Here is a 12,366-nt window from a genome sequence, read left to right as displayed (position 1 = left end):
GTATTTCAGAGCGGCAAGCGCTTTCTCTGGACGTTCGCCAAAATCGCGATCTTCGTTTCCCAGCGTGTCCAGCAATGCGCATATATTTTATGCATTTGCATATATAGACATAGTTTGCGATGATTTCTTGGGACCTTCTTATCGGAGGAAGGCGGCTTGCTTCCCATCCGTAAACGCGAATCCGTTTCGCCATGCCGCATATTTGCTCGTTGACAGTCTGCGGAAGTTCAAAATATGATTTTGCAAATGATTTAGAAGAAGCCCATAGGGCAAAGGGGTAACGTTATGGCCGAGCGGTCTTTTGCGCGCGAGGTCGAGGATCTGAAGCTCGGGGAAGGTGATATCTTCCGGGGCGAGGGTATTCTCGCGATCACCAAGGCACTCCTGCAGTCGGGCGTTTCCTATGTCGGCGGCTATCAGGGGTCGCCGATTTCCCATCTCATGGACGTGCTGGCCGATGCCAAGGACGTGATGGAAGATCTCGGCGTCCACTTCGAGACTTCGGCCTCTGAGGCGGCCGCCGCCGCAATGCTGTCAGCCTCCGTCATGTATCCGGTGCGCGGCGCCGTCACCTGGAAATCGACGGCGGGCACGAATGTTGCCTCCGATGCGCTTTCCAACCTGTCCTCGGGTGGCGTCACCGGCGGTGCGCTGATCATCATCGGCGAGGATTACGGCGAAGGCTCCTCGATCATGCAGGAGCGCAGCCATGCCTATGCGATGAAATCGCAGATGTGGCTGCTGAACCCGCGCCCGAACCTGCCGTCGATCGTGCAGGCTGTCGAGGAAGGCTTCGAGCTGTCGGAGGCGTCCAACACGCCTGTCATGCTGCAAGTCGGCATCCGCAGCTGTCATGTCCACGGCCAGTTCGTCGCCAAGGACAATAAGCGGCCGGACTACACACTGAAGCAGGCGCTCGAAAATCCGATCCGCGACGTCAACCGTATCGTGCTGCCGCCCGCATCCTTCCTGCATGAGAAGGAGAAGCTGGAGAAGCGCTGGCCGGCGGCTGTCGAGTTCATCAAGCAGCGTCAGCTCAACGAATATTTCGGCCCGTCCGAAGGCGAGGTCGGCATCATCCTGCTCGGCGGCGCCTATAATGGCGTCATGCGTGCGCTCCAGCAACTTGGCCTTGCCGATGTCTACGGCAATTCCGCCGTGCCTCTCTATGTCCTCAACGTCGCCTATCCGCTGATCGATGATCAGATGGCCGAGTTCTGCGCCAACAAGAAAGCCGTGCTGCTGGTCGAGGAGGGCGCGCCCGAGTATATCGAGCAGTCGCTGAACACGATCCTGCGCCGCCGCGATATCCAGACCAAGGTTGCCGGCAAGGATGTCCTGCCGATGGGCGGGGAATATACCGCGCCTGTCCTGATGAAGGGCATCAAGAACTTCCTGGAGATGCATCAGCGTGTACTGCTCGGCAACCAACCGCCGCTGCCGGATCCGTCGCCTGTTCTCAACGATCCGAAGATCAAGGCGCTCGCCGAAGTCGTGCCGCCACGCCCGCCGGGCTTCTGCATCGGCTGTCCCGAACGGCCGATCTTTGCCGCGATGAAGATGGTCGAGGGTGAACTCGGTCAGCATCACATCTCCGGCGATATTGGCTGCCACCTGTTCTCGATCCTGCCGCCGTTCAATCTGGGCAGCACGACCATGGGCTACGGGCTTGGCCCGGCTGCCGCCTCGGCCTTCAATGTCGCGGCAGACAAGCGTGCCATTTCCGTCATGGGAGACGGCGGTTTCTGGCACAATGGTCTGGCGACCTCGGTCGGCAATGCCGTCTTCAACAAGCAGGATGGCGTCATCCTCGTCGTCGATAATTTTTACTCGGCAGCAACCGGCGGACAGGACATCCCGTCCTCGCGAGCGCTGAACCCGCGCCGCAAGACCAACAATTCCATCGTCAATGCGGTGAAAGGCATCGGCGCCACCTGGGTCCGCCAGATCGACCGCACCTATGATGTCGCGAAGATGCGCGACACGTTGCGCGAGGCGCTGACCTCGAAAGAGCCGGGGCCGAAGATCATCGTCGCTTCCTCGGAATGCATGCTCAACAAGCAGCGCCGGGTGAAGCCGCTATTCGCCAAGGCTGTGAAAGACGGCAAGCGCATGGTCAAGGAACGCTTCGGTGTCGATGAGGACGTCTGCACCGGCGATCACGCCTGCATCCGGCTTTCGGGCTGTCCGTCACTATCGGTCAAGCATACCGACGATCCGCTGAAGGACGATCCGGTGGCGGCGATCGACAATAATTGTGTCGGCTGCGGCAATTGCGGTGAAGTCTCGGAGGCCGCCGTCCTCTGTCCGTCCTTCTATCGTGCCGATATCATTCACAACCCCACGGGCTGGGATCGTTTCGCTGCCCGCCTTCGCTCTGCCGTCATCGGCTGGCTGCAGGCGCGTCGTCGCGCCGGCCGCGTCGTCTTTTCGGATTGAGAGGGCGATATGAACGAGCATGTGAGCATGAGTGATCTTGGCGCAAACAGACTTTCCACGGACAAGCCGCTGTCGCTTGCCGTTCTCGCCATGGGCGGGCAGGGCGGCGGCGTGCTTGCCGACTGGATCGTCGGTCTGGCCGAGGCCGAGGGGTGGATGGCGCAGACAACGTCGGTTCCCGGCGTGGCGCAACGAACGGGCGCGACGATCTATTATATCGAAATGCTGCCGGCGAAGGATGGTCACGCGCCGATCTTTTCGCTGATGCCGACGCCGGGTGATGTCGACGTCGTCATGGCGGCGGAGCTGATGGAGGCCGGCCGTTCCGTGTTGCGCGGTCTGGTCACGCCGGACAAGACGGTGTTGATCGCCTCGACGCACCGCTCCTTCGCGGTGGGCGAAAAGGAAAAGCCGGGCGACGGTATCGGCAATCCCGAGGTCGTTGTCGAGGCGACGGATTTCGCCGCCAAGCGCACTATCGCCTTCGACATGGAAACGATGGCCGTCAAGAATGGCAGCGTGATTTCTGCCTCGATGTTCGGCGCGCTGGCCGGCTCCGGTGCCTTGCCGTTCGGTAAGCCCGCTTTCGAGGCGATGATCCGCGCCGGCGGCAAGGGCATCGAACCGAGCCTCAAGGCATTCAATGCTGCCTTTGATCGGGCCAAGGACAAGCCGCGCGATGCTGTCTCGGCGACGCCGCCGAAGCATTTCGATGTTCTGCCCGAAACGGCCGGCCATCCGGCACTCGACCGCTTGGTCAATCGCATCCGCTCGGAATTTCCGGAAGCGGCTCACCCGCTGCTGTTTGCTGGCGCGAAGAGGCTGACCGACTATCAGGACCCTGCTTACGCCGACGAGTATCTGACCCGCGTGGCAGCTCTTCATGCGCTCGACCGCAAGGCCGGCGGCGCGGACAAGGATTTTGCCTTCACCGTGCAAGCGGCGAAATATGTTGCCGTTGCCATGGCCTATGACGATGTCATCCGCGTTGCCGATCTGAAGGTGCGTGGATCGCGCTTCGAGCGCGTGCGCAAGGAGGTCGGCGCCAAGGACGATCAGATCGTCTACATGACCGAATACATGCATCCGCGCATGGAGGAAGTCTGCGGCACCATGCCGAAGGCTTTGGGTCTGTGGATCGAGAACCGGCCGAAGCTCTTCGATCGTCTCGATCGCATGGTCAACAAGGGCCGTCGCGTCAAGACTGGCACGCTTTTCTGGTTCCTCAGCCTCTATATGGTTTCAGCGTTGCGCCGTACACGCCGTGGTACGCTGCGCCACTTGCGCGAGGTCGAACATCGTGAGGCGTGGCTGACGGCGGCGACCAACCTGCTGGCCGTGAACTACGATCTGGCCGTCGAGGTGCTGAACAATCGTCGCCTCGTCAAAGGCTATTCCGATACGCATGCGCGCGGTCTGTCGAAGTTCGATCGCGTGATGTCGGCGGTGTCAATGTTGCGCGAGCGCGAAGATGGAGCCGCTTGGATGAAGCGGCTTCGTCAGGCGGCGCTGCTGGATGAAAATGGGGTTGCATTGGATGGGGCGCTGAAGACGGTTGAGACGTTGTAAGCGCCGCCTATCGCCCGCGTAGGCAGCGCGCAAGGCGAAAAAATCCGGAAGAAATCATTGGGAAGTCGGGCCTTTTCAATCGAAGGCCCGGCATTTCGTCGTGATTTCCCTTGTGTCTTCCCAATGTCTTACATGGGGTGGACAAAGGCGAGCCCTGTCTTATGTGAAGAAGGCAATGGGACGCCAATGGGGAGGAAAACCAATGTCCAAGAACACGATCTGCTTGTGGTACGACAAGGAAGCTGAGGCCGCCGCGCGGTTTTATGCCGATGTTTTTCCAGACAGCAAGGTGACTGCCGTTATTCGCGCGCCGGGAAATTATCCGGCCGGCGAACAGGGAGACGTGCTGGTTGTCGAATTCACGGTTGCCGGGGTCGCCTGCATGGGGCTGAACGGCGGCTCGGGGATCAAGCACAACGAAGCCTTTTCCTTTCAGATCGCAACGGACAGCCAGGAAGAAACCGACCGCTACTGGAATGCCATTGTCGGCAATGGCGGCCAGGAAAGCGAGTGCGGCTGGTGCAAGGACAAATGGGGCATCTCCTGGCAGATCACGCCGCGCGTGCTCACTGAGGCACTTAAAGTCGGTGGCGATGAAGCAAAGCGCGCATTCGATGCGATGATGACCATGAGGAAAATCGACGTTGCGGCGATCGAAGCCGCCCGACGCGGCTGACGCCTCGTCAGATCTCGTGCTTGCGGATGTTATGAAGCACCTTGTGCAGGGTCGAGATGAAGCCGCGATATTCGGCTTCCTCGACCCCGTCGAACATCTGCAGGAACAGATCGTACATGGTTGGCCAAACCCTCTCGAAGGCGGCGCGGCCTTCTTCGGTGATCGAGACGTCGCGGATGCGCATGTCTTCGGCGCGCGGCTGGCGGCGGATGAAGCCCTGGCGCTCGAGAGAGTCGAGCGTGCGGCTCATCGTCGATTGTTCGGTGACGGCAAAGACCGAGAGTTCGTTGATCGTGAGGCTTGACGAGACGCTGAGGACCGCGAGCGCCCGCATCTTGGCGGTCGTCATGTCGTATTCGCGCAACTCCTCCGACAGATTGGCGTTCCAGCGAGCCATCAGCCGGTTCATCAGATAGGGCGCGAAATGATTGAGGCCGATTTCGCCCATGGTCGGGCGCTTTGCGGTTTCGTCCCGCTTGCGCCTCAAAACGGTGCCTGAAAACCGCTCTTCCATCGACGATCCTCCCCAGGAAACTTGTTATTTCAGCGATGATGCGAGCAGAAAACCGGAGCCTCCACCCAGGCCCGGACCGGGATGCGCGGAGGCACCGATATGGTAGAGCCCCGTTATGTGGGTGCGGTGGTTAACAGATGACTTGAAGGGCCGCCAGATGAAAAACTGGTCAAGGCCGCAATAGCCGCCATAGGGGTCACCGCCGACAAGGTTCATGTTCATGGCTTCGAGATCACCCGGCGAATAGGCGCGGCGTGCGAGCTTTATGCCGGCGAAATTCTCGATATGACTTGCAAGCAGCGCGTCGATGCGGTCGGCATAGTGCTCGCGCACCTCTTCCGTCCAGCGGCCGTCTGCCGGCGTCGGGATCTCGCCCGCAGCATCTCCCTTGATGTGGCGCGGCGCTTCGGGAAGCTGCAGCCAGAGGATCGACTTGCCTTCCGGCGCGCGGCTCGGATCAAGCGCGACGGGTTGGCCGACGCAGACGGTGGGTTCGGCGGGCAACAGCCCCCGTTCGCATTCATTGGCGGCTCGGGAGACACCGTCAAGGCCCGGCGTCAGATGCAGCAGCGCCACCTTGCCGAGTTCGGCATTGGACTTCCAGCGCGGCGGTTCGGACAAGGCGTAGTGTATCTGCATGTCGCCCTTGCCGTAGCGATAGTTGGCGACGCCAGTTTTCACTTCGGCCGGCATCGGATCCGGCCAATCCTTCATCAGCCGATCGTAGAGTTGGTTGGGTGTTACCGAGCAGATCACGCCCGACTTGGCGCTCAGTGTTTCGCCAGTTGCAAGACGCACGCCGTCGGCGCGGCGATTAGGGCCTGGAATGACGGCCTCGACGTCGGCGCCGACGCGGATTTCGCCGCCATTGTCGGTAATCAGCCGCTCGAAAGCCGTCAGCAGAGTTCCCGCGCCACCCTTGACGATCGGTGCGCCGCCAAGCTCCAGCGCAAAGCCGATGACCTTCAGCATTTCTGCGGAATAGGCACTCTCCGGGCCAAGGCCGCAATGCAGCACCCAGGGCGCCCATAGCGCGTGGATATCTTCTGACCGGTAGCTGGTTTCAAGATAGCCGCGCGCCGGTGTCAGGGCTTCTCCGAACCAGGCGGCGAGCTTGCGCAGGCCGCGATTCCAGCCTTGGCCGGCAACGCTCTTCAGCGTCGAGCCCGACCACAAGGAACCGCCGAGTAGGGAAAAGAGAAAGGGAGCATCGGCGGCAAGCGCATCCATCTCGCGGGAGAAGGTCTGTCCGTCGCCGAGCGACAGTTCGTCGAAGGTGGCGATGTTCCGCCGCCTGTCCTTGGAAAAGATAACATGCGAGCCATCGGGCCGGACCACACCTGTGGGAAGATCGGCATGGGCGAATTCGAGGCCGCGTGCCTCAAGGTCCTTGCCGATGGCGCCATAGGCCGGCGATGTCAGGAACAGCACCATGGTCGTCGCCATGACATCATGGATAAAGCCGGGCTCGGTGATCTCCTCGGTGCGCAGGCAACCGCCAATGCGGTCGTTGCGCTCGAGGACGAGCACCTTGTGGCCCTTCTTGCCAAGCATGGCGGCTGCGACAAGCGCATTTATGCCGCTGCCGACGATGATGTAGTCATGATCGCCCATTGCCATCGCCCCTCGCCGGCAGAATGAGTGGAAAGGCGGAGCCTAACTCGCCCCCGGACTCCAACCTTTCCAGCCTATCACGCAATCAATGCCAGCGCACGAACCGGCGAGCCCGTGCCCTTGACGAACTTCAGCGGAGCCGCGATCAGCACGGCGCCCTTGGCGGGAAGCTGATCGAGGTTGGAGAGGCTGGCGAGACCATAGCGATTGGCCTTGTGCATGAGATTATGTGCCGGGAAGGGCGGGTTCATGCCGCCGGCGGAACCGGCATCGGTACCGATCGTTTCCTGACCCCAGCCGATAATGCCCTTGGTCAACAGATATTCGATCGCTTCGGCGGTCGGGCCGGGAGAATGTGGACCGTTTTCGTCGGCATTCAGGAAGGTCTCGGTCGAGCCGTTGCGCTTGTACCAGTCGGTGCGCAGCAATACCCAGCTGCCAGCCTCGATCGCGCCGTTCTGGGCTTCCCATTCCTTGATGCTCTCGACGGTCAGCAGATAGTCGGGATTAGCGGCAGCTTCCTTGGAGCGGTCGATGACATTGACCGGTGCCACGAAGTTCTGCGGCGGAATAGTATCCGTCGTGTTGTTCGGGTGATCCTTGCCGGTGATCCAGTGGCAGGGCGCATCGAAATGCGTGCCGGTATGTTCGCCGAGTTCCAGCCAGTTCCAGGCCCAGAAGGGGCCATCCTGATTATATTCCGAAATCGTATGGACCTTTACGTTCGGCGTGTTCTTGCCGAACTGTGGCGGCAGGTAGAGTACCGGTGTATCCGGGCCGAGCGGCGCTGTGAGATCGACGACCTTGACGGAGCCCGAAATCAGGGCCGAGGCCAGGCTGGTGAGTGTGTTGGCGGTCATTTTAGCGTTCCCCTTGTTGTTGCATGACCCCGTGCCAAGAGCCGCGTTGCGGATCTTCTATCGGGATCGAGCATGAAGCCATCGCCGCCATGCGCGGGGTGCCTTTCCTCCTGGCACCTGGTCCGCGCGGCGGCGGAATGAAGGGAGCCTATGTCACAATATATGATATTGCAAGCATTCCGGCGTGGTTCCAAAGCCCATATTTGACCTGGAATCGACGGCGTGGGACCTACCGATAAAGTATTGAAATCGCACGGTAATCGATAGGAAAAGTCGGGACGAGTCCGCTTTTGATCGGCCTCGTTCCCTCGAATTCATGGTGATAGGTACTTGAAGCTTAAAGCTCAGGATGTATGCATGTACAATAATAGTCATCAGGGAAAGAGGGGCAGTCGATGAGCTATGATGCGATCATAGTGGGGGCGGGCCATAATGGCCTTGCAGCGGCGGTGCATCTTGCGGCGAAGGGCTGGAAAGTTGCCGTCATCGAAGGCAGTGCCGAGCCGGGCGGGGCGGTCAAAACCCGCGAGGTGACGTTGCCGGGCTTCCGCCACGATCTCTGTGCGATGAACCTCTCCATGTTCGCCGGTTCGGCGTTTTTTGCCCAGTACAAGAACGAGCTTTCGGCCGAAGGTCTCGGTTTCGTGCCGGCGGCGGATTGCTTTGCCAGCGTCTTTCGTGATGGCACCTATCTCGGCGTCAGCACCGATCTGGAAAAAACCACTGGCGCCATTGCCGACATGTCGCCACAGGATGCCGCCGCCTGGCGGCATATGCTTTCGGAATTCGGCGCGGATGCGCCTCATATCTTCGGCCTGCTTGGTTCTCCGATACCATCGATGGCGGCTGCCAAGGTCATCTGGAAGGCTTGGCGCGCGAAGGGCACGGGGTGGCTCTACGACACGGCGCGCATGCTGTTTGCCTCGCCGCGCGATTTTCTCGATGCACGTTTTCAGAATGCCAAGCTCAAGACGATGATGGCCGCCTGGGGGCTGCATCTCGATTTCGCGCCCGATGTCGCCGGCGGTGCGCTGTTTCCCTATCTCGAATCCATGGCCAATCAGGCCTTCGGCATGGTGATCGGCAAGGGCGGAGCCGATACGATCGTCAAGGCGATGGCGGCCGTGCTGAAAAGCAAGGGCGGCGAGTTGATGCTCGGCACGTGCGTCGACAAGATCGCCACGTCCGGCGGCAAAGCGACCGGCGTCATCCTCGCCGATGGGCGCCGCTATGAAGCCAGGCGCGCCGTCATCGCCAATGTTCATCCGCAGATCCTGTTCGGCAAGCTTCTCGACCAAGACCCGGCGCGTGAGGAGTTCGACAGCAAGGTCAAGCGTTTCCGGGCTGGCCCCGGCACGATGATGATCCATCTGGCGCTATCGGGACTCCCGGACTGGACGGCGGGCAAGGCGCTGCAGAATTTCGCCTATGTCCATATCGCGCCGGATCTCGAGATGATGTCGCGCGTCTATGCCGAGGCGATGGGCGGGTTGCTACCTGCCGAGCCTGCCCTGGTGATCGGGCAACCAACGGCGATCGACCCGTCACGCGCGCCTGCTGGACAGCATGTGCTCTGGATCCAGGTGCGCGTCCTGCCGGCGGAGTTTCGCGGCGATGCGGCAGGCGAGATCAGTGGCCAGAACTGGGACGAGATCAAGGATGCATATGCCGAGCGGGTGCTCGATATTGCCGAACGCTATACGCCGGGATTGCGTGGCAAGATATTGGCAAGATCGGTGTTTTCGCCCGTCGACCTCGAACGCGAGAACCCGAATCTGATCGGCGGCGACAATCTTTCCGGCAGCCATCATCTCGACCAGAACTTCCTGTTCCGCCCTGTCGCTGGCTATTCGCGCTACAGGACGCCTGTCGGATCGTTGTTCATGTGCGGGGCTTCCACCTGGCCCGGTGCGGGCACCGGAGCCGGTTCCGGTTTCATGCTGGGGAAGATGCTGGCCAAGTGACGCCATTCGGCTTGACGGGCAAACCTTTGACATTTCAAATGTTGCTCCCTAGATCGTTCAGGTAAGCAATGCAAAGCGGTGGATCGAGCTGACGTGATGACAGAGTCTGAAAGTGCAACCGTCGACCTGGAGATCATCGTTCAGGGTACGCAGGAAGGCAAAAAGCAGGAGCTGCGGCTCTGGCTGCGCATGCTATCGACCACCAAGCTGATCTCGCAGGAAATCCGCCGGCGGCTGCGCAATGAATTCGGCGCGACCCTGCCGCAATTCGACCTGATGGCGCAGCTCTATCGCGAACGCGATGGTCTGCGTTTGGGCGAGCTTTCCAAGCGGACGATGGTCACCAATGGCAACGTCACGGGTCTGGTCGAGCGGCTGGAAACGGACGGGCTGGTGCTGCGCGCGACACCCGACGGAGATCGGCGCGTAACCGTCGCGAAGCTGACCGCAAGAGGGGAGACGCTGTTCAGCGCCATGGCTGCTGCCCATGAGGGCTGGCTGCGCGATATGATGGCTGATGTCGATCCCGCTATCATCAGCGAACTCTGGCAGGATATCGGCGCGGTGAAGTCTTCGGTCAGCAATCACCTTTCGGGTGCCGACTTCGATTGATTTACGCGCCGCCCGCCAGGAGTGCCCGCGCATTTTTCAACGTCTCATCGAGCCGAATGCGGTTTTTGCCTTGACCCATCTTATGGCGGTATTCCGTGGCTGAAACTTCGACGAACTCTTTAGCTTGCAATGACCTTTGACCACGGGGCACCTCGAAGGAGATAACGAGTTGGTCGTCGCACAGCAGTGTGTAAAGGTCTTCGCCCTGTTCGAGTACCTCGTTCAGGATATGAAAAACGGAGCCAGCTACTCCGAGCGAACGAACAAGCTCTAAAAGTGCCGCGTCTTGCTCAGAATTCTCCGCTTGAAGTCTCGGATGTCCTTCGAGACGATTTGTGAGGCGCGAAACCATATCCAGCTCCATGGCTCAATCATCAACTTCTTAGTAATCCGTCCGAAGCCGCCCTACAATGCCTGCCTAAGGCCTGTAGACATTTTCGGTACCGCCGTCGTTATCAAAATGTCATTGAGGGCTGTGATTACCGTAGAAGAAGAACAGCGCTTGCCTTCCCGGAAGTTGCTCTAGCGCGCCCGCTCGTTCTTGAATTTCTTCTCGAGCACGCTGACGAGACGGACCATCGGCCAGAGCAGGATGATGTAGATCAGCGCGGCCATGATCAGCGGTGAGGGGTTGGCGTAGAAACCCTGAGCATTTTGCCCTTCTTTCAGCAGTTCCGGCAATGCCACGGTCGAGGCGAGCGACGTGTCCTTGAACATGGAGACACAGTTGCTTGTTGTCGGTGGGATGACGATGCGGACTGCCTGCGGCAGCACCACCTTGTAGAGTGTGATCAGAAAGGGGATGCCGAGAGCTGCGGCAGCCTCGAACTGGCCGCGCGGCACGCTTTCGATGCCGGAACGGAAGACCTCGGCCGAGTAGGCAGCCAACACGATGGAAAAGCCGAGGATCGCCGACCACCAGGCCGAAAAGCTGATGCCGACGAAGGGTAGTGCGTAATAGATCAGGATCAGCACGACCAGCACCGGCATGGCGCGCATGATGTCGATATAGGCAATCATCAGCAACTGCAGCGGCTTGGGGGCGTAGAGGCGGATGAGGCTGACGATGAGGCCGGCAGTGACGCCGATGAGGATGCTGACCAAGCCGAGCGCGATGGTCATCCAGAGCCCGCGCAGCAGCTGCGGGAAAGCCGAAATCATGACGTCGGAGTTGAGGAAGGTATCGACGAAAGACATAGGCACTCCCGTGAGCAGGACGAAGATGGAATTTCCCTATAGTTACGCCGGCCGAGATGGCCGGCGTAAGCTTATTTCAAGGATGATCTTTTGATCACGCCTTGGGGATAGGCAATTCGGTGACCGTGGAGGAGCCGGCCGGTGCCTTGCCGCCGAACCATTTCTCGTGGATCTTTTCGAGCGAGCCGTCCTTCTTCATCGCGGTGATGGCGTCGTTGATCTTGGCGACGAGCGGCGAATCCTTGGTCATCATCAGGCCGTACTGTTCGCCGGTCTTGATGCGATCCTTGATGGCGAAGCCCTTGGTCTTCACGAAGAGATACTGCATGCCGGGGATGTCGCTGACGACGGCATCGATGCGGCCGGCGCCGAGATCGAGGAACATGTCCTGCTGCGAGTTGTAGCCCTTGACGTCGGCAAAGCCCTGCGCGGCCTTGTTGTCATTGACCCATTTTTCGCCCGTCGAGCCCGAGAGTACGCCGACGACCGAACCCTTGAGATCAGCAAGCGACTTGATCGAGCTGGCCTCCTTGGTCGCGACACCCATGTCGGAATCGTAATAGGGCTGGGTGAAGGACTGCGACTTCAGGCGTTCCGGCGTGATGGTGATGGACGAGATCGCCACGTCGATACGCTTGGAGGCCGTTGCCGCGAACAGAGCCTGGAAGCCGTAGTCGGCGATGTTGGTGGTCATGCCGGCGCGCTTTGCGGCTTCATTGACCACATCAACCTCGAAGCCTTCGAAGCCGCCGCTCGCGGTCTTGTATTCGAAGGGCGGGTTGTTCGGGTAGGAGCCGACATTCAGTACATCGGCGGCATAGGCGAAGTGGCTTCCGCCGGCAAGGCCGACGGCGGTCATTAGGACCAATAGACTGCGACGAGTTACAGGCATTTTCTTAGTCTCCCTCTGGTTATGGCTGC

The 12,366-nt window shown here is 60.2% G+C and carries 11 protein-coding genes; 5 read left to right on the top strand and 6 right to left on the bottom strand.

The genetic code is table 11. The features are described 5' to 3' along the window. Nucleotides 1–285 precede the first annotated feature (285 nt). The 3 genes from A6U86_RS34430 to A6U86_RS34420 all read left to right on the top strand — a co-directional run bounded on the left by A6U86_RS34430 (nucleotide 286) and on the right by A6U86_RS34420 (nucleotide 4,684). The gene (locus A6U86_RS34430) at nucleotides 286–2,439 is read left to right on the top strand and encodes an indolepyruvate ferredoxin oxidoreductase subunit alpha (RefSeq protein WP_068401652.1); all 2,154 of its coding nucleotides are present in this window, start codon (nucleotides 286–288) and stop codon (nucleotides 2,437–2,439) included. 9 nt (nucleotides 2,440–2,448) lie between these two features. Next, nucleotides 2,449–4,008 carry an indolepyruvate oxidoreductase subunit beta family protein gene (locus tag A6U86_RS34425; RefSeq protein WP_141683875.1) on the top strand — a complete coding sequence of 520 codons (1,560 nt, stop codon included), beginning with the start codon at nucleotides 2,449–2,451 and terminating at the stop codon, nucleotides 4,006–4,008. A gap of 202 nt (nucleotides 4,009–4,210) precedes the next feature. Continuing rightward, nucleotides 4,211–4,684 (top strand): VOC family protein, encoded by a 474-nt coding sequence (locus A6U86_RS34420; protein WP_068401648.1) that lies wholly within the window; start codon nucleotides 4,211–4,213, stop codon nucleotides 4,682–4,684. Nucleotides 4,685–4,691: 7 nt separating this feature from the next. On the opposite strand, the gene A6U86_RS34415 is transcribed toward A6U86_RS34420, so the two are convergent. The 3 genes from A6U86_RS34415 to A6U86_RS34405 form a co-directional block, all read right to left on the bottom strand. Next, a complete protein-coding gene (locus A6U86_RS34415) occupies nucleotides 4,692–5,198 on the bottom strand; it encodes a MarR family winged helix-turn-helix transcriptional regulator (protein WP_068401645.1) in 507 nt (168 codons plus the stop codon). Between the two features lie 24 nt (nucleotides 5,199–5,222). Then, nucleotides 5,223–6,812 carry an NAD(P)/FAD-dependent oxidoreductase gene (locus A6U86_RS34410; RefSeq protein WP_068401642.1) on the bottom strand — a complete coding sequence of 530 codons (1,590 nt, stop codon included), beginning with the start codon at nucleotides 6,810–6,812 and terminating at the stop codon, nucleotides 5,223–5,225. 77 nt (nucleotides 6,813–6,889) lie between these two features. Beyond that, entirely contained in the window at nucleotides 6,890–7,672 is a 783-nt protein-coding gene (locus A6U86_RS34405; RefSeq protein ID WP_068401641.1) for a cyclase family protein, read from the bottom strand. Nucleotides 7,673–8,067: 395 nt separating this feature from the next. On the opposite strand from A6U86_RS34405, the gene A6U86_RS34400 reads away from it, so the two are divergent. Both A6U86_RS34400 and A6U86_RS34395 read left to right on the top strand, forming a co-directional pair. After that, a complete protein-coding gene (locus tag A6U86_RS34400; RefSeq protein WP_068401640.1) occupies nucleotides 8,068–9,636 on the top strand; it encodes an NAD(P)/FAD-dependent oxidoreductase in 1,569 nt (522 codons plus the stop codon). A gap of 96 nt (nucleotides 9,637–9,732) precedes the next feature. Next, complete coding sequence (locus A6U86_RS34395; protein WP_068401637.1) at nucleotides 9,733–10,248, top strand: MarR family winged helix-turn-helix transcriptional regulator; 516 nt, start codon at nucleotides 9,733–9,735, stop codon at nucleotides 10,246–10,248. A gap of 1 nt (nucleotide 10,249) precedes the next feature. On the opposite strand, the gene A6U86_RS34390 is transcribed toward A6U86_RS34395, so the two are convergent. From A6U86_RS34390 to A6U86_RS34380, 3 genes are all read right to left on the bottom strand, one after another. Beyond that, on the bottom strand, nucleotides 10,250–10,600 hold the full coding sequence (locus tag A6U86_RS34390; RefSeq protein ID WP_141683874.1) for a hypothetical protein: 351 nt from the start codon (nucleotides 10,598–10,600) through the stop codon (nucleotides 10,250–10,252). A 170-nt stretch (nucleotides 10,601–10,770) separates the two neighbouring features. Further along, entirely contained in the window at nucleotides 10,771–11,445 is a 675-nt protein-coding gene (locus A6U86_RS34385) for an amino acid ABC transporter permease (RefSeq protein WP_068401633.1), read from the bottom strand. A gap of 94 nt (nucleotides 11,446–11,539) precedes the next feature. Further along, entirely contained in the window at nucleotides 11,540–12,337 is a 798-nt protein-coding gene (locus A6U86_RS34380) for an ABC transporter substrate-binding protein (protein ID WP_068401632.1), read from the bottom strand. Nucleotides 12,338–12,366 lie beyond the last annotated feature (29 nt).

The sequence above is a fragment of the Rhizobium sp. AC27/96 genome (assembly GCF_001692325.1).
Taxonomy (GTDB): Bacteria; Pseudomonadota; Alphaproteobacteria; order Rhizobiales; family Rhizobiaceae; genus Rhizobium.
The sequence above is the reverse complement of the archived record's forward strand: the minus strand, read 5'-3'. Positions and strand labels throughout refer to the sequence as shown.